Below are 15,779 nucleotides of genomic sequence, written 5' to 3'. Positions count from 1 at the left end.
GGCGCCCGCCCGCGCGACGCGGCCCGCCGACTCGCGGGCGCTATTGACCCTCAGCGAGTGAACAACCGGGCCGCATGCAGGCCCAGGCCGGTGGCGACCGAGGCAAAACGGTCGCCGCGCACCGCCGCTGCCGCCGGGAAGCCGGCCGAGATGCGGTCGGCCAACAGGCGCAGGCCGGTCGAGCCGCCGGTGAAATAGAGCGCGTCGATCTGCTCGGGCTTCAGTCCGGCCTGGGCCACGGTTTCATGACCGGCCTGGACAATGCGGTTGATGTCGGCATCCAGAGATTCGACGGCCACTTGCTCGCTCAGTGGCACGCTCAGGCCGCGCTCGACCAGGCTCAGGTCGATCTCGGTGTCGCCACCACCGGAAACAGCAATCTTGGCGCCCTCAGCGCGCGCCGCCAGCTCATGGCCCAGATGGTCCTCGATCACCGTCATCAGGCGCTGGTGATGGACCGGGTTGCCGTAGAAGCTCTTCATCGCGCGCAGCTCGGAGACGCGGCCGGGGCTGTAGACGGTGTTGATCAGATGCCAGGTGGCGAGGTCGAAGTAGACGCCGCTGGGCACCTCGCGGGCCGGCGAGCCCGCGCGCTCCGGGCCGTGCGAGCGGTAGCCCAGCTCGCGCAGGATGCTGGCTAGCTCGATATGGCGGTCGAAGTCGGTGCCGGCGATGTGCACGCCGTGGTTGGCCAGGATGTCGTCGCGGCGGTCCAGGCGACGCATGCGCTCGGGGCCGACCCGCACGATGGAGAAGTCCGAGGTGCCGCCGCCAATGTCGGCCACCAGCACGATGCGCTCGTCACTGATCTGGCTCTCGTAGTCGAAGGCTGCGGCGATGGGCTCGAACTGGAAATGCACATCGTTGAAGCCCACCGCATGGGCGGCGGCCTCCAGCGAGGCCTGGGCGGCGGCGTCCCGTGCCGGCTCGCCGTCGACGAAGAACACCGGGCGGCCCAGCACCAGATGGTTCAGGGGCGCCGCAGCGCCGGCCGCCAGCGCCGAGTTGCGCAGGCGCTTCAGATAGCCGGCCAGGATGTCCGCGTACTTGACGCCGCGGCCGCCGCCGACATCGGTGGTCTGGTCGATCAGGCCCGAGCCGAGGATGCTCTTCATCGAGCGCATCAACCGGCCCTCGGCGCCCTCCACATAGGCGGCCACGGCGGCGCGGCCGAAGGCGCGCGGCGGGCCGTCGGCATCGTGCCGGCCTTCGACGAAATAGAACACTGCCGTCGGCATGGTCTGGTGGCCGGGCTCCAGCTCGACCAGGCGCATGCCGGGGCCATCGGCGCGGGGAATCGCGATGGCCGAGTTGGAGGTGCCGAAGTCAATGGCGCAGAACGTGGCAGGCGAACTCATGGAGATCCGGCATCAGGAGAGGGGGCGCGGATTGTAGCGAGCCCCGTGCGGATCGCCTATTCAGGCCGGCGCCATGCTCCGGATCGGCTTGGCCGGCAGGGCGTCGCCGTAGAAGGCGAAATCCATCTCCGGCGCGCGGCCAGCCATCAGCTCGGCCAGTGCATGGCCGGAGCCGGCGCCATGGGTCCAGCCCAGGGTGCCATGGCCGGCATTGAGCCAGAGGTTGCTCGCCTTCTTGCTGCGGCCGATGTAGGGGATGTTGGTCGGCGTGCTGGGGCGCAGGCCGGTCCAGTACTTGGGTTCGCTGGTGTCGGCCACGCCGGGGAACAGCTCCTCGTAGCGCTTGACCAGCGAGGCGCAGCGGGCCCGCGAGGTGGGGCTGTCCAGGCTGGTGTCGAAGCCGGCCAGCTCGGCGGTGCCGGCGATGCGGATATGGTCGCCCAGGCGGGAGATCGCGATCTTGCGGCCGTCGTCGAGCAGGCTGACGACGCTGGCCTGCTCGGGCTTCTTCAGCCGCAAGGTGGCCGAGTAGCCCTTGGCCGGGTAGATGGCCAGGTACTCACCCAGCGGCTTCAGCAGCGCCGGCGTGTACGAGGCCATCGCGGCGACATAGGCGTCGGCCTTCAGCGCGAGTTTCTTGCCGGTTTCCCGCGAGGCGACCTGGGCGCCCGTGATCTGGCCGCCGCTGTGTTCCAGCGCCAGCACATCGTGATTCCACAGAAAGGTGGCGCCGCGCTCGGCGCACAGCTGGGCCAGCTTTTGCGTGAAGACCCGGGCATCGCCCGACTCGTCGCTGGGCGTGAAGGTGCCGCCGTGGATATGGGGGCCGAAGGCGGCCAGGGCCGGCTCGACCTTCAGCACCTCGTCGCGGTTCAGCACGCGGCGGTCGACGCCATGGCGGCGCATGATCTCGGCACCGACCGCGCCGGCCTCGAAGTCCGCCTGGCTGGAGAAGAAGTGCAGGATGCCGCGCTCCAGGCGCTCGTACTCGATGCCCGTCTGCGCGACCAGGGTCTTCAGCGAGGCATGGCTGTAGCGGCCCAGCTGCACCAACTGCTCGACATTGCGCTCGAAGGCCGAGGTCGTGCACTGGGTCAGGAAGCTCAGGCCCCAGCGCCACTGCGCCGGGTCCATGCGCGGGCGGAACAGCAGCGGCGAGTCCTCGCGCAACAGCCATTTGGCCACCTTGAAGGGCGCGCCGGCATTGGCCCAGGGCTCGCAGAAGCTGACCGAGATCTGCGCGCCGTTGGCAAAGCTGGTCTCCAGCGCCGCATCGGGCTGCCGATCAACCACCGTGACCTCATGGCCCTGCTCCAGCAGATACCAGGCGGTGCTGACGCCAATAATGCCCGCGCCCAACACGACGATTTTCATAACGGCTCCATCAAGAATTGCAGACCCAGACCGCCCCAGGACTTTGTCGCAGCCATGGCGGTTGCCGACGCAGCTGCAGCGTGGCCGGATTGTCGGCACGGTCTCCGTATTCATGAAGGTACATTCATATTTGTCGGAGTACATTAAGAGAACTTATGAAAGACCTCGACTCCGCCGGCCTTGATTGCCTGGCCGCGCTGGCCGATGAACGCAGCTTCGAGCGCGCCGCCCAGCGCCTGGCGATCACGCAGAGCGCGGTCTCGCAGCGCCTGCGCAGCCTGGAAGCCCAGGTCGGCCAGCTGCTGGTGGTGCGTTCGCGGCCGCTGCGGCTGACCGAGGGCGGCAAGGTGCTGCTGCGCTTTGCACGCCAGCTGCAGGCGCTGCGCAGCGATGTGGTGCGCGAGCTGGGCGCGCGCGCCGCGCCGCATGAGCGCGTGGCGATCGCGATCAATGCCGACAGCCTGGCCACCTGGGTGCTGCCGGCGCTGGAGCCGGTGGTGCAGCAGGGGCTGCGCGAGGGCTATGGGCTGGAGCTGGTGGTCGACGATCAGGACTTCACCCATGACTGGCTGCGCCAGGGCGAGGTGCTGGGCTGCGTCAGTACGGTCCGCCAGGCGCTGCGCGGCTGTACGGTGCAGCCGCTGGGGGTGATGCGCTATGTCGCGGTGGCCAGCCCGGACTTCATGCGCGAGCAGCTGCCGAGCGGGCTGACGGCCGGCAACTTCGCCCAGACGCCTTTCCTGGTGTTCAACCGCAAGGATGACACCCAGGTGCTCTGGGTGGCCAAGGCTTTTGGCGTGCGTGCACCGCGCCTGCGCGAGCGTTATGTGCCGTCCAGCGAGGCCTATGTGCGGGCCGTGGGCATGGGATGGGGGGTCGGTGTTGCGCCCGAGCTACAGGTGCGGCCGCTGATCGCCAGCGGCGAGTTGGTCTGTCTGAGGCCCGAGATCAGTGTCGACGTGACGCTGTACTGGCACCAATGGAAGCTGGTGTCGGAGCTGGTGGCCGCGCCGACCCGGGTGGCCCTGCTGGACCAGATCGGCCAGGCGCTGGCCCTGGGGGCCAAGAAGTCGCTGGGCTCGGCTTAGCGCTCGGGCTCGATGTGCAGGGCGTCGGCGTTGACACTCACGCCGGCAACGAAGCGGGGGCGCTGCTGGGTGCTTTCGGTGATGGCGGCCAGCCACAAGGTGCTCAGCACGACGGCGCCGACAATGGCCCGGCTGAGCCAGGTGAGGACTTCAAAGTTCATCGGATCTTTTTGTTGGCGCACGGACGGGCTTGTCTGTGCGAGGGGCGCAGCTTAAGCCGCAGCCAGGGTCGCAGCCATCCTCCCCAAGTGGGATGGCGCAACACCGATCAAATCGGTCATGCAGTAGGCCCGATGACGCGGCGCGGCACTGCATCGGATTGTTGCCAAATGTGATTGCGTGCGGTTTTCCCAACTACCTGGGCTTTTCCACCCACTTTGGGGATTCTTCTGCGGGCGCAGCGGCGCACACTGGATGCAGCCCCTCAGCCACGAACACTTGCGAGGTTCGATATGCGATTCACCCCAGCTTTGCGCTTTTTCCGCAAGAGTTCAGCCGCCAGCGACGCACATGACCCGGCCGATCTCGGCACGGCTTTCGGCATGGAAGCGAGCCTGGAGGGCGACGAGGGCTACGCAAGCAGCCAGCCGCCACCCTATGAGCTGGAGTCGGAACGCGCCGCCCGGGCCGCGCTGGAGTCGCCGCTGGCCTGGCTGAGCCGGCGCAGCGGTCACTGAGTTCTTTCTCGCCCGCCGGTCAGCGCACCAGCAGCACCGGCGCGGTGCAATGCGCCATCACCTTGGTGGCGACCGAGCCCATCACCAGATTGCCCAGGCTGCTGTGGCCATGTGAGCCCAGCATCAGCAGGTCGAACTTGCCCTTGTTGGCCAGCGCGGCGATCACATCGGCGGCCGGACCGACCTTGCTGACGAATTCGGCCTGGATCTTCTGTTTGCTGAAGAAGCTGCGGATGGTCTTCAAGACCTTCTCGGCCTCGTCGTCGTAGTAGCTTTTCAGCACTTCCTTGTCCAGCACGGCGGCCGCGCGCGGCGGCACGGCCGGCACAGCATGGACCACGGTGTACTGATGTGCGCTGCCCAGCCATTCGTCGTGGGCGGCCAGATAGGCCAGCATGCGCTTGGTATAGGTACTGCCGTCGACCGCGACCAAGATTTTCATAGTCTCTGCTCCTGTGTTGTTGAGGTTGTCGGCACAGTCTGGCACAAGAGCTGGCCCCCACGGCTTGATTCTCGTCAAGCCGGCTGGTCGAAGACCTCGATCAGGCGCTGGCCGTCATGGCCGTCGGCCTCGCCTTTGCGCGCGTGGCCGCGGGCATTGCACAGCACGCGACAGCCGTTCAACCGATAGTCATGCCGGCAATGCAGATGGCCATGCAGCCACAGCCGTGCGCCGCCCAGCAGCGCTTCGTCATCGTTGCAGAAACTGGCGGTGCCGGGTTGGCGGCCGTAGCGCGGGTCGGCGCTCTGGATGCTGGGCGCGAAATGGGTGATGACGACGGTGGCGTCCCAGCCCGGGCCCTGCTCGCCGAGCGCGAGTTGCTGGGCCAGCCAGTCGCGGCAGCGCAGGGCTTCGTCACGGACCGCGGCGGCGTCGAAGGGGTGGCCGTTGCGGGTGGCCGCCATCACGCGCTGGAAGTAGCCGGCCGCTCGCATCGCGCGCTCGCGCTGGGCCGAACCGAACAGGTCGAAGTCGCTCCAGCGCGTGCTGCCGACAAAGCGCACGCGCCGACCTTCGCCATCGTTGATCACCAGGCTGGCGTCGTCCAGCATCAGGAAACCGAGTTCGCGGGCCAGTGCGTGCAGGCCGGTGCGTGCGCTGTCGACATCGCGGCCGTCGTACTCATGATTGCCGGGCACGAACAGCACCGGCACCGGCCAGTCGCGGAACAACTCCAGGCCTCGCCACGTGCTGTCGACATCGCCGGCCAGCACCAGCAGCTCGGCGCCGGGGGCCGGGCGGGGTTCATAGCTCTCGGTCTCCAGGTGGAGGTCCGAGATCAGCTGCAGCCGCATCGCGCTAGTTGGAGCCGTGGCAGACCTTGTACTTGCGCCCCGAGCCGCAAGGGCAGGGGTCGTTGCGGCCGACCTTGGGGCCTTCACGCTTGAGCGTCTCGACCCGGTAGCGGTGCTCCTGGGTCAGATCGCAGAGATCGGCCACCGTGACGACCAGCTCCTCGATCGCGTCGTCCAGGTCTTTCAGCGGATGCTCGCGGTCCAGGGTCGCGACGATCTCCTTCTCTTCCGGCGTCTCGGCCGGCAGATGGCGATACAGGCGGGCCAGCGCGGCCATCACCGCATCGTCGGGCATATCGGCCAGCTCGGGGAAGCACAGGCAGGCGTGCTGGAAGCCGGCCACCCAGGGCATCAGGGTGCGCGAGATCGGACTCATCTCGGCATAGGTGGCACGCGCCTCGGCCTGCTCGGCATCGTCGTCGGGCGAGGGGGCCTCGGGCGTGGCGTTCTCGTCCAGGTCCAGCACGACCGGGTCGAACCAGCCGTCCTCCACCATCGCGCGATTCAGTGCGGTGTGGCGGCGCTCGACCAGCTCGCGGATGCGCGCCAGCCAGACCGGGTCGACCTCCTCGGGCAGCACGCCGCCGTCGTAGTCGAAGATATTGGGCAGCCACTCGTCGATCTCGATCAGGCGGGGCTGGACCAGCACGCCGCACAGATAGCCGTCCAGCATGGAGGCATCCAATGCTTCCAGCGGGTCGGGGGTGGTGGCAAGCAGTTCGTCGAGTTCGGCGAACTCGGCGTCGCTCAGGTCGCGGGAGGAGGGGGCGGTGGGGCTCATGCGGCGATTGTCGCCGCTGTTGCCGCTTCCACCAGCCGCTCGCGCATCCAGCGCTGGGCGCTGCGTTCTTCGTTGCGCAAATGCCAAAGCATGTCCACATGGACCCGCGCCAGCGGCATCGGCAGCGGCCGCTCGACCAGGCGCTGCTTGTAGCCGGTGGCTTCGACAAAGGAGGCCGGCAGCACGGTCAGCAGATCGGACTGCGCGACGATGCGGCCGGCGGTGAAGAACTGGTTGACCGTCAGCATGATGCGGCGGCTGCGCCCCAGCGCCGTCAGCGCCTCGTCGACAAAGCCATGGGGTCGGCCCGAGAAGCTGACCAGCAGATGGTGGGCGGCGCAGTAGCGGTCCAGGTCCAGCTCGAGCTCGGCCAACGGATGGTCGCGCCGCATCGCGCAGACATACTCGCTCTCGTACAGGCGGTGTTGGCGGATCGCGCTCATCACGCCCTGGGCCTGTAGCGCCGCGACGGCGCCGGGGAAGTAGCCCAGCGCGAAGTCCGCCTCGCCCTGCTCCAGCAGCGAGCGCGGGTCGCGCGTGGTCAGCGGCAGCACATGGATATTGGCCAGGGCCTGGAGGCGCTCCAGCTCGGCCACCAGCGGCGGCAGCACCAGCGCGGCGGTGGCGTCGGCCATCGCGATCCGGAAGGTCTGCTCCTGCTGGTCGGGCTGGTAGTCGCCCGGGTCCAGCACCAGGCGCAGCCGGTCCAGGGCGGCGCGCACCTCGGGCCACAAGCCCTCGGCCCGCGAGGTCGGCTTCATGCCGAAGGCCTGGCGCACGAACAGCTCCTCGCCCAGGGTCTCGCGCAGCCGCTTCAGCGCATGGCTGACGGCCGGCTGCGTCATCGCCAGGCGCTGGGCGGCGCGGGTCAGGCTGCGCTCCGCCATCACTGCGTCAAAGACCCGCAGCAGGTTGAGATCGAGGGTGCGGAAGTTCATCGCGGGCCAAAACGTGAGTTATGTCTTCTGTTTATATATCCAATGCCGAAGATTCATTGGATTCAAAACTAGGGTTTACCCCATAATCTCGTCATCGGCTCCAAAAGAGCTTCAACACAGAGAGTTAAGCCATGAGCGTCGCATCCCAAACCTTCGGTCTTCCCCTGCATCGCAACGTGCGTCACGGCGGTTCCTTCGCCTCGATCGGCGCCCGTCTGTGGCTGCGCATGATCGCCTCCGTCAAGGCCCAGCTGGCCCTCGCCGCCGAGCGCCGCGCCGAGCGCGAGCTGCTGGACCTGGCCGCCCAGTACGAGAGCAGCATGCCCTCGTTCGCCGCCGAGCTGCGCGCGGCCAACGCCCGCCGCCGCTGAAGTCCTGCCGGTCTTTTCGACCGGCTGGCACGCAAAAAAGCCCGCTTTCAGCGGGCTTTGTCTTTTCTGCAGGTTAGTGCTTACTCGGCGGCCAGACGTTGCTCGATCTTGGCCTTGGTGGCCGGCAACTCGGTCGGCAGGTGGTAGGCCAGTTGCTCAAACAGCTGCTCGTGCAGGCCCAGCTCGGTCTGCCAGGCGGCCTTGTCGATGCTGGTGACCTGCTCGAACTGGGCCGGGCTGAAGTCCAGGCCTTCCCAGTTCAGGTCCTGGTAGCTCGGCGTGATGCCGAACACATGCTCTTCGCCGTGCCCTTGGCCTTCGACGCGCTCCAGCATCCACTTCAGCACGCGCATGTTCTCGCCATAGCCGGGCCAGACGAACTTGCCGTCGGCGCCCTTGCGGAACCAGTTGACGCAGTAGATCTTGGGCAAGGTGGCACCGCTGGCCTGCAGTTTCTTGCCCAGATCCAGCCAGTGCTGGAAGTAGTCGGCCATGTTGTAGCCCATGAAGGGCAGCATCGCGAAGGGGTCGCGGCGCACCACGCCCTGCTGGCCGGCGGCGGCNAGTGCTGGAAGTAGTCGGCCATGTTGTAGCCCATGAAGGGCAGCATCGCGAAGGGGTCGCGGCGCACCACGCCCTGCTGGCCGGCGGCGGCGGCGGTGGTCTCGGAGCCCATGGTCGCCGCCATGTAGACGCCCTCGACCCAGTCGCGCGCCTCGGTCACCAGCGGCACGGTGGTCGAGCGGCGGCCGCCGAAGATGAAGGCGTCGATCACCACGCCCTCGGGGTTGTCCCACTCGGGGTCCAGCGCCGGGTTGTTGGTCGCGGCCACGGTGAATCGTGCATTCGGATGCGCAGCTTTTGCGCCTGTTTCCTTGGCGATCGCCGGGGTCCAGTCCTGGCCCTGCCAGTCGATCAGGTGCGCCGGCGGCGTGTCGCTCATGCCTTCCCACCAGACGTCGCCGTCATCGGTCAGCGCCACGTTGGTGAAGATCACATCGCGCTTCAGGCTGGCCATGCAGTTGAAGTTGGTCAGCTCGTTGGTACCCGGGGCCACGCCGAAATAGCCGGCCTCGGGGTTGATCGCGCGCAGCTTGCCGTCGGCACCGGGCTTGATCCAGGCGATGTCGTCGCCGATGGTCGTGACCTTCCAGCCGGCAAAGGCCTTGGGCGCGATCAGCATCGCGAAATTGGTCTTGCCGCAGGCGCTGGGGAAGGCGGCGGCGACATGGAACTTCTTGCCGTCAGGCTTGGTGACGCCCAGGATCAGCATGTGCTCGGCCAGCCAGCCTTGCTCCTTGCCCATAGTGGAGGCGATGCGCAGCGCAAAGCACTTCTTGCCCAGAAGCGCATTGCCGCCATAGCCCGAACCGTAAGACCAGATCTCGCGGGTCTCGGGGTAATGGACGATGTACTTGGTCTTGTTGCAGGGCCAGGACACATCGGCCTGACCGGCCGCCAGCGGCGCCCCGACCGTGTGCACGCAGGGGACGAACTCGCCGTTGTCGCCCAGCACGTCCAGCACCTTGCGACCCATGCGGGTCATGATGCGCATATTCACCGCCACATAGGGGCTGTCGGACAGCTCGACGCCGATATGCGCGATCGGCGAGCCCAGCGGGCCCATGCTGAAGGGCACGACATAGAGGGTGCGGCCACGCATCGCGCCCTTGAACAGCGCAGCGTCGCCGGTCTGCAGCAGCGCGCGCATCTCGGCCGGGGCCATCCAGTTATTGGTCGGGCCGGCGTCGGCCTTGTCCGGCGTGCAGATATAGGTGCGGTCTTCGACGCGCGCCACATCGCTGGGGTCGGAGCAGGCCAGGAAGCTGTTGGGGCGCAGCTCGGGATTGAGTTTCTTGAAGGTACCGGCCTCGACCAGCTGCTGGCACAGGCGCTCGTACTCGGCCTGGCTGCCGTCGCACCAATAGACATCGCGCGCTTCGGTCAGCGCGGCGATCTCGGCCACCCAGGCGATCAGGCGCTGGTGCTTCACATAGGCGGGTACGTTCAAGCGCAGCCCTTCCATCAGAGGTTGGTTCATGTCGATCCCAATCAATTAAAAAGCAGAATTGGGACAGCCTCGATCACGGGGGTGATGCTTCGGGGCTGACCCAATGCCGCTTCCCGCCAGGGCGGTGATGGGCGCTCGGCAAGCCGAGGTGGCCATTGTCATCCCAATGTAACCACGCCGTAACCGCCATGCTTCAGGGGGTCATGCAAAACCCGTATGACCTGATGCACGCTTTGTTGGGGTTTGTCTGGGCCTTGCTTACCCTTGTTTCAAGCGCTGACAAGTCGGGCCTTGATCCAGAATCGGTGGCCGCTTTTCAACCGCACGGGCTCACTGTGTTCACGTCGATCCAATCCGCTGGCACGCCATGGCCGGCCTGAGTTTCAAGGCCAGGCTGGCCTTGGTGATGGCCTTGCTGCTGGGGCTGATGGCCTTGCTCGGGCTGGTGGCGCTGCTGCAACTGCGTGGCGTGTCGCAGGCGCTGGAGTCGGTGTATGCGAACCGGCTGGTGCCGGTGCAGCAGCTGCGCAAGATCTCCCATGCGATGCTGGCCGAGGTGCCGGCCAGCGCGAACGGGCTGGTCGAGGGGCGGCTGGCGCCGACACAGGCGGGCCTGCAAATCAAGAGCGCACAGTCGCAGGTGGAGCAGCTCTGGGCGGCGTACAAAAGCACGCTGCTGGTCGAGGAGGAGCTGCATCTGATCGCCCGCGCCGAGCCGCAGCTGCGCTATGCGAACGAAGCGCTGCGGCAGTTCGAGCGCCTGGTCGGCGCCGGCGATGCGGCCGCGCTGCGCGCCTTCGCTGCGTTGAATCTGCGCCTGGCGCTGGAGCCGCTGGGCCAGACCCTGAGCGAGCTGATCGATCTGCAGCTGACCGTGGCGCGCCGCGAGGCCGATGCCAGCCAGGCCGGGTTCGAGCGGGCGCGCTGGAATCTGCTGGCGCTGATGACGGGCAGCGGCGGCCTGGCCGCCGCGTTGGCCGTCTGGGTCTGGTCGCAGCACCGGCGCGAGCAGCAAAGTGCCGCGGCCGCCGAGCAGCGGGTGCAGCAGTTCTATATCGCGCTGTCGCAGTGCAACCAGCTGATCGTGCGCGACCCCGCCTCGGACCAGCAGCTCTACCAGGACCTGTGCCGCATCTGCGTGGACACCGGCCACGCGGCGCTGGCGGCCGTCATCGTCAGCGGCGGCGAAGAGGCCTACCGCGCCTGTATGCACGGGCAGGCCGAGCTGCTGACCGGCGTGCCCGAGCGCTGGCTGCTGGACTCGCCCTATGGCCAGACCTCGATCACCAGCCAGGTGATACGCAGCGGCAGCCATCTGATCAGCAACGAGGCGGGCCTGGATCCGCGCATGGCCCATTGGCATGACAGCGTGGTGGCGCGTGGCGGACGGGCGATTGCCGCCTTCCCGCTGCGCCGGGGCGGGATCACGGTTGGCGCGCTGCTGCTGTTTGCCGCCGAGCCCGGTTTCTTCGCCCCGGCCCTGGTGCGCCTGCTCGACGAGATGGCCGGCGACGTCTCGTTCGCGCTGGACAATCTGGACCGCGAACAGGCGCGCCGCGAGGCGCTGCTGGCTGCGCGGCAGGAGCGCGATCTGTTCCAGCGCCTGTTCAACGCCTATTCGGTGACCGCCGCGCTGACGACGCTGGCCGACACCACCATCCTGGAGGTCAACGAGGTGCTGTGCCGCCGCTATGGCTACAGCCGCGCGCAGATGCTGGGGCGGCGCATGTCCGAGCTGACCGACGTGGGGCTGGAACCGGCGGACCGCCAGCGCTACTACGAGCTGCTCAAGCGCGACGGCCGGGTCGAGAACCTGGAGGTGCGGGTGCGCGGCCGCGATGGTCAGCGCCTGCATGCCCTGCTCAGCGGCGAGCTGATCGATTACCAGGGCCAGACCTGCGTGCTGTCCACCAGTGTCGACATCACCGAGCTGCGCCAGGCCCAGCAGGCGGCGGCGCGGGCCGGCGACAATCAGCGCCCCATGTCCGACCCTCTTCCATCCGACGCATGAAGCTGCTCAGCATCAACACCGCCCCGGCTCAAGCCCTGCTCACCGCGCAGGGCAGCGTACTCAGCGGTATCCGCAAACAGCCACAGAGCGGCCCGGTCGCGGTGGCGCCGCTGGGCCTGGCCGGCGACGAGCAGGCCGACCTGAGCGTGCACGGCGGCCTGGCCAAGGCGGTCTATGCCTATCCGGTCGAGCACTACCCTTTCTGGCAGACCGTGCGGGCCCAGGCCAGGGTGGCCGGCTGGGACGAGGCCTTGGCGCCGGGCAGCATGGGCGAGAACCTCAGCCTGCAGGGCCTGCTGGAGAGCCAGGTCTGGATCGGCGATATCTTGCGCTTTGCCGATTGCGAGCTGGTGGTCAGCGAGCCGCGCTTCCCTTGCTTCAAGTTCAATGCGGTGATGGGCTTCAACCAGGCCGCCAAGCTGATGACGCAGAACGCCTGGTGCGGCTTCTATCTGGCGGTGCAGCGCCCCGGCAGCCTGAGCGCCGGGGAGTCCTTCGAACTGATCGCCGGTCCGCGCGAGGTCGGCGTGACCGAGCTGTTCAAGGCCCGGACCAGCAAGAAGAAGAACTGATCAGGCGGCCAGTGCCGGGTAGTCGATATAGCCCTGGGCCTCGCCGCCGTACAGCGTGGCCCGGTCCACCGGCTGAAGCGGCGCATTGAGCTTCAGGCGGCGCACCAGGTCGGGATTGCTGATGAAGTCGCGGCCGAAGGCCACCATAGCGGCCGGGCCCTCGGCCACGGCCTTGAGCGCCATCTCGCGGCTGTAGCCGTTGTTGACCATCCACGGACCCTGGAAGCGCGCGCGCATCGCCGGGTAGTCGAAGGGCGCGACATCGCGAGCGCCGCCGGTCTGGCCCTCGATGATGTGCAGAAAGGCCAGCTTCAGCGGCGCCAGCTGCTCGGCCACATGGTTGAACAGGGCCTGTGCATCGCTATCCTGGCCGGCGTCGTTGACCGGGGTCACCGGCGACAGGCGCAGCCCGGTGCGGCCCGGGCCGATCGCTGCGGCGATGGCCGTCATCACCTCGACGGTCAGGCGGGCGCGGTTGGCGACGCTGCCGCCGTAGGCGTCGGTCCGGTCGTTGATGCTGTCGCGCATGAACTGGTCCAGCAGATAGCCGTTGGCGCCGTGCACCTCGACCGCGTCGAAGCCGGCCTCCATCGCGCAGCGTGCGGCATGCACGAACTGGGCGATCACGTCCGGGATCTCCTCGGTCCTCAGCGCGCGCGGCGCCGACACATCGACAAAGCCCTCGGCCGTGAAGGTCTTGCCCTTGGCCGGCTTGTCGGTGGCCGACAGCGGAGCGGCACCGGCCGGCTGGAACAGCACATGCGAGATGCGGCCCACATGCCAGAGCTGCACCGCGATCTTGCCGCCCTCGGCATGCACGGCGTCGGTGACCCGCTTCCAGGCGGCTATCTGTTCGGGCGTGTGGATGCCCGGGGTGTCTAGATAGCCCTGGCCTTGCGGGGCCACCTGGGTGCCCTCACTGATGATCAGGCCGGCGCTGGCGCGCTGGCGGTAGTACTCGACGGCCATGTCGCCGGGCAGCAGGCCCTTGGAACGGCTGCGCGTCAGCGGTGCCATGACGATGCGGTTGGCGAGTTCGAGATCGCCGATCTTGATGGGGTCGAAGAGATTGGGCATGGGGTCGGCTGTTAATTACGGAATGATCACTATGATACTCAGGTGTGCGATCTGCCGCCGTCCGGTGCGCGACAGCCGTGCCGGTCCCAAGGGCTTGGCGTCATCCGGCCTCGCTAGACTGCACAAGCTGTTACGTGGAGGCCATGCGATGAGTGCTGCAAGAGTCGGTGAGGCGCCGGGGCGCCGCGAGCTGCTGGGCCTGGCGGCGGGGCTGTGCCTGGGGCGGCCGGCGCTGGCGCAGCCGGCGCTGCTGCGCGTCGGCCCCAAGCAGGCGGTGCGCAGCCTGGCCAGCGCGGCTCAGCAGGCGCGCGACGGCATGGTGATCGAGGTCGAGGCCGGTGACTATGTGGCCGATGTGGCCAGCTGGGGCCGAAACGACCTGAGCCTGCGCGCGGTCGGCGGGCGGGTGCGCCTGATCGCCAATGGGGCCGTTGCCCAGGGCAAGGGCATCTTTGTGATCAGCGGCCAGCGGGTCAGCGTCGAGGGCTTCGACTTCATCGGCGCCGCCGCCCCCGACACCAATGGCGCCGGCATCCGCTTCGAGCGCGGCTCGCTGCGCCTGCGCGACTGCAGCTTCGCGGAGTGCGAGATGGGGCTGCTGACCAACAACGATCCTGCCGCTGAGCTGGAGATCGAGAACTGCGAGTTCGCGCGCGCCGCGCGCCGCGCCGACGACCGTCCGGCCCATCTGCTCTACGCCGGCGCGATCGCCCGGCTGACGGTCAGCGGCTGCTATTTCCACCATGGCCGCAGCGGCCATCTGCTGAAGAGCCGTGCGGCCGTCAACCACATCCTCTACAACCGCCTCAGCGACGAGCTCGGTGGCATGGCCAGCTACGAGCTGGAATTCCCCAACGGCGGCCGCGCCGTCGTGATCGGCAACCTGATACAGCAGAGCGCGACGACAGCGAACGCCCACCTGATCTCGATTGGCGCCGAAGGCTACAAGCATGCCGACAACGAGCTCTGGCTGGCTCACAACACCCTGGTCGACAACCGGCCCCGCGAGGGCGTCTATCTGCGCGTCGCGCCCGGCCGGGTGCGGGTGCGGGCGGTCAACAATCTGCTGGTCGGCGGCGGGCGCTTCAGTGCCGACGCCGACTGGGATGTGCGCAACAACCCGGCGGTCGACTGGGACGCCTTCGTGCTCGCCGCGCGCGAGAACTATGCGCTGAAGCCCGACTCGGCGCTGCGCGGCAAGGCCGTCGACCCTGGGCCGGGGCCCGAGGGCTTTGCCTCGCTGCGGCCGCTGCGCCAGTACCAGCACCCGCGCCACAGCGTCGCGCTGGCCGGGCCGGCCCTGCATCCGGGGGCGCTGCAGCAGCCGTGAACCGGCCCGGGCAGGCTACAGTTCGCCCATGCTCGCCTATCGACACGCTTTTCATGCCGGCAACCATGCCGATGTCCTCAAACACCTCGTTCTCTCGGAGGTGTTGCGTTATATGGCCGAGAAGGACAAGCCCTACACCCTGGTCGACACCCATGCCGGCGCCGGCGGCTACTCGATCGAGAGCCGCTATGCGCAGAAAAAGGGCGAGTATGCGCTGGGCGTCTCGCGTCTGTGGGATGCCAAGGACCTGCCGGCCCCGCTGGCCGCCTACCGCGAGCTCTTGCGCCAGTTCAACCCCGACGGCCAGCTGCGCCAATACCCCGGCTCGCCGGCCATTGCCAACCTGCTGATGCGCGAAGAAGACCGGCTGCGCGTCTACGAGTTGCATCCGACCGACTTCCGCATCCTGCAAAGCTATCTGGAGACCCGCCCCAACACCCAGGTGGCCGACACCGACGGCTTTGCCTCGCTGCGTGGCGAGCTGCCGCCGCCCTCGCGCCGTGGCGTGGTGCTGATGGATCCCTCCTACGAGCTGAAGACCGACTACGCCAAGGTGCTGACCGCGCTGCGCGAAGGCCTCGAGCGTTTTGCCGACGGCGTCTTCCTGATCTGGTATCCGCAGCTGCAGCTGCTCGAATCGCACCAGCTGGCCCAGCGCATGAAGGCCGCCGCCGACAACCCCAAGGCCGGCGCCAAGAAGGGCTGGCTGCATGTGCGCCTGACCGTCAAGCCGCAGACCGATACGCGCGGCTTCGGCATGCTGGGCAGCGGCATGTTCATCGTCAACCCGCCGTTCACGCTGCACGACAAGCTGCAGGAATGCCTGCCCTATCTGGTCGACAAGCTGGGCCAGTACGACGGCGCCAACTTCGTGCTGGAGCAGAAGACGGTCTGA

General features: G+C 67.8%; 15 protein-coding genes and 1 pseudogene. 7 read left to right on the top strand and 9 right to left on the bottom strand.

The features are described 5' to 3' along the window. Positions 1-50: 50 nt before the first annotated feature. The gene (locus PO768_RS15805; RefSeq protein ID WP_272646810.1) at positions 51-1,358 is read right to left on the bottom strand and encodes an Hsp70 family protein; all 1,308 of its coding nucleotides are present in this window, start codon (positions 1,356-1,358) and stop codon (positions 51-53) included. 60 nt (positions 1,359-1,418) lie between these two features. Next, complete coding sequence (locus PO768_RS15800; protein WP_272646809.1) at positions 1,419-2,732, bottom strand: D-amino acid dehydrogenase; 1,314 nt, start codon at positions 2,730-2,732, stop codon at positions 1,419-1,421. A 155-nt stretch (positions 2,733-2,887) separates the two neighbouring features. Here PO768_RS15800 and PO768_RS15795 point away from each other — a divergent pair, with 155 nt between their 5' ends. Continuing rightward, positions 2,888-3,820 carry a LysR family transcriptional regulator ArgP gene (locus tag PO768_RS15795; RefSeq protein WP_137945103.1) on the top strand — a complete coding sequence of 311 codons (933 nt, stop codon included), beginning with the start codon at positions 2,888-2,890 and terminating at the stop codon, positions 3,818-3,820. On the opposite strand, the gene PO768_RS15790 is transcribed toward PO768_RS15795, so the two are convergent. Beyond that, positions 3,817-3,981, bottom strand: a complete 165-nt coding sequence (locus tag PO768_RS15790) for a hypothetical protein (RefSeq protein WP_272646808.1) — start codon at positions 3,979-3,981, stop codon at positions 3,817-3,819. The two genes, PO768_RS15795 and PO768_RS15790, sit on opposite strands and share 4 nt — an antisense overlap. Positions 3,982-4,272: 291 nt before the next feature. On the opposite strand from PO768_RS15790, the gene PO768_RS15785 reads away from it, so the two are divergent. Then, positions 4,273-4,497, top strand: a complete 225-nt coding sequence (locus tag PO768_RS15785) for a hypothetical protein (RefSeq protein ID WP_137945104.1) — start codon at positions 4,273-4,275, stop codon at positions 4,495-4,497. Between the two features lie 19 nt (positions 4,498-4,516). Here the strand turns inward: PO768_RS15785 and PO768_RS15780 are convergent, their stop codons facing one another. The 4 genes from PO768_RS15780 to PO768_RS15765 form a co-directional block, all read right to left on the bottom strand. Further along, positions 4,517-4,939: a universal stress protein gene (locus PO768_RS15780; RefSeq protein ID WP_272646807.1), complete on the bottom strand. Its 423-nt coding sequence runs from the start codon at positions 4,937-4,939 to the stop codon at positions 4,517-4,519. Between the two features lie 74 nt (positions 4,940-5,013). Next, entirely contained in the window at positions 5,014-5,793 is a 780-nt protein-coding gene (locus PO768_RS15775; protein WP_272646806.1) for a metallophosphoesterase, read from the bottom strand. Positions 5,794-5,797: 4 nt separating this feature from the next. Next, positions 5,798-6,574, bottom strand: a complete 777-nt coding sequence (locus PO768_RS15770) for a YecA/YgfB family protein (protein WP_269839765.1) — start codon at positions 6,572-6,574, stop codon at positions 5,798-5,800. After that, entirely contained in the window at positions 6,571-7,512 is a 942-nt protein-coding gene (locus PO768_RS15765; RefSeq protein WP_262972036.1) for a LysR family transcriptional regulator, read from the bottom strand. The genes PO768_RS15770 and PO768_RS15765 overlap by 4 nt, the downstream gene beginning before the upstream one ends. A 131-nt stretch (positions 7,513-7,643) precedes the next feature. Between PO768_RS15765 and PO768_RS15760 the strand changes: the two genes are divergently transcribed. Then, positions 7,644-7,883 (top strand): hypothetical protein, encoded by a 240-nt coding sequence (locus tag PO768_RS15760; RefSeq protein ID WP_137945109.1) that lies wholly within the window; start codon positions 7,644-7,646, stop codon positions 7,881-7,883. A gap of 80 nt (positions 7,884-7,963) precedes the next feature. Here PO768_RS15760 and PO768_RS15755 read toward each other — a convergent pair. Continuing rightward, a pseudogene (locus PO768_RS15755) lies at positions 7,964-9,924 on the bottom strand (phosphoenolpyruvate carboxykinase (GTP)). Positions 9,925-10,261: 337 nt separating this feature from the next. On the opposite strand from PO768_RS15755, the gene PO768_RS15750 reads away from it, so the two are divergent. Together PO768_RS15750 and PO768_RS15745 are read left to right on the top strand one after the other, a co-directional pair. Next, positions 10,262-11,905, top strand: coding sequence for an MCP four helix bundle domain-containing protein (locus PO768_RS15750; protein ID WP_272646805.1), 1,644 nt, complete (start codon positions 10,262-10,264; stop codon positions 11,903-11,905). Continuing rightward, positions 11,902-12,477 (top strand): MOSC domain-containing protein, encoded by a 576-nt coding sequence (locus tag PO768_RS15745; RefSeq protein ID WP_272646804.1) that lies wholly within the window; start codon positions 11,902-11,904, stop codon positions 12,475-12,477. The genes PO768_RS15750 and PO768_RS15745 overlap by 4 nt, the downstream gene beginning before the upstream one ends. Here PO768_RS15745 and PO768_RS15740 read toward each other — a convergent pair whose 3' ends face one another. Then, entirely contained in the window at positions 12,478-13,554 is a 1,077-nt protein-coding gene (locus PO768_RS15740; RefSeq protein ID WP_272646803.1) for an alkene reductase, read from the bottom strand. Between the two features lie 148 nt (positions 13,555-13,702). On the opposite strand from PO768_RS15740, the gene PO768_RS15735 reads away from it, so the two are divergent. Both PO768_RS15735 and PO768_RS15730 read left to right on the top strand, forming a co-directional pair. Beyond that, positions 13,703-14,884 carry a hypothetical protein gene (locus tag PO768_RS15735; protein ID WP_272646802.1) on the top strand — a complete coding sequence of 394 codons (1,182 nt, stop codon included), beginning with the start codon at positions 13,703-13,705 and terminating at the stop codon, positions 14,882-14,884. Positions 14,885-14,912: 28 nt separating this feature from the next. After that, positions 14,913-15,779, top strand: a complete 867-nt coding sequence (locus PO768_RS15730) for a 23S rRNA (adenine(2030)-N(6))-methyltransferase RlmJ (RefSeq protein WP_137945115.1) — start codon at positions 14,913-14,915, stop codon at positions 15,777-15,779.

Source organism: Paucibacter sp. XJ19-41, assembly GCF_028462495.1.
Classification (GTDB): Bacteria; Pseudomonadota; Gammaproteobacteria; order Burkholderiales; family Burkholderiaceae_C; genus Roseateles_E.
Note: the sequence above shows the minus strand (reverse complement) of the source record. Positions and strands in the feature narration are given on the sequence as shown.

Coding starts and splice junctions, on each gene's coding strand:
- PO768_RS15735 (WP_272646802.1), top strand. CDS start 13,703: ATGAGTGCTGCAAGAGTCGGTGAGGCGCCGGGGCGCCGCGAGCTGCTG.
- PO768_RS15785 (WP_137945104.1), top strand. CDS start 4,273: ATGCGATTCACCCCAGCTTTGCGCTTTTTCCGCAAGAGTTCAGCCGCC.
- PO768_RS15795 (WP_137945103.1), top strand. CDS start 2,888: ATGAAAGACCTCGACTCCGCCGGCCTTGATTGCCTGGCCGCGCTGGCC.
- PO768_RS15775 (WP_272646806.1), bottom strand. CDS start 5,793: ATGCGGCTGCAGCTGATCTCGGACCTCCACCTGGAGACCGAGAGCTAT.
- PO768_RS15770 (WP_269839765.1), bottom strand. CDS start 6,574: ATGAGCCCCACCGCCCCCTCCTCCCGCGACCTGAGCGACGCCGAGTTC.
- PO768_RS15750 (WP_272646805.1), top strand. CDS start 10,262: ATGGCCGGCCTGAGTTTCAAGGCCAGGCTGGCCTTGGTGATGGCCTTG.
- PO768_RS15790 (WP_272646808.1), bottom strand. CDS start 3,981: ATGAACTTTGAAGTCCTCACCTGGCTCAGCCGGGCCATTGTCGGCGCC.
- PO768_RS15740 (WP_272646803.1), bottom strand. CDS start 13,554: ATGCCCAATCTCTTCGACCCCATCAAGATCGGCGATCTCGAACTCGCC.
- PO768_RS15760 (WP_137945109.1), top strand. CDS start 7,644: ATGAGCGTCGCATCCCAAACCTTCGGTCTTCCCCTGCATCGCAACGTG.
- PO768_RS15745 (WP_272646804.1), top strand. CDS start 11,902: ATGAAGCTGCTCAGCATCAACACCGCCCCGGCTCAAGCCCTGCTCACC.
- PO768_RS15805 (WP_272646810.1), bottom strand. CDS start 1,358: ATGAGTTCGCCTGCCACGTTCTGCGCCATTGACTTCGGCACCTCCAAC.
- PO768_RS15800 (WP_272646809.1), bottom strand. CDS start 2,732: ATGAAAATCGTCGTGTTGGGCGCGGGCATTATTGGCGTCAGCACCGCC.
- PO768_RS15765 (WP_262972036.1), bottom strand. CDS start 7,512: ATGAACTTCCGCACCCTCGATCTCAACCTGCTGCGGGTCTTTGACGCA.
- PO768_RS15780 (WP_272646807.1), bottom strand. CDS start 4,939: ATGAAAATCTTGGTCGCGGTCGACGGCAGTACCTATACCAAGCGCATG.
- PO768_RS15730 (WP_137945115.1), top strand. CDS start 14,913: ATGCTCGCCTATCGACACGCTTTTCATGCCGGCAACCATGCCGATGTC.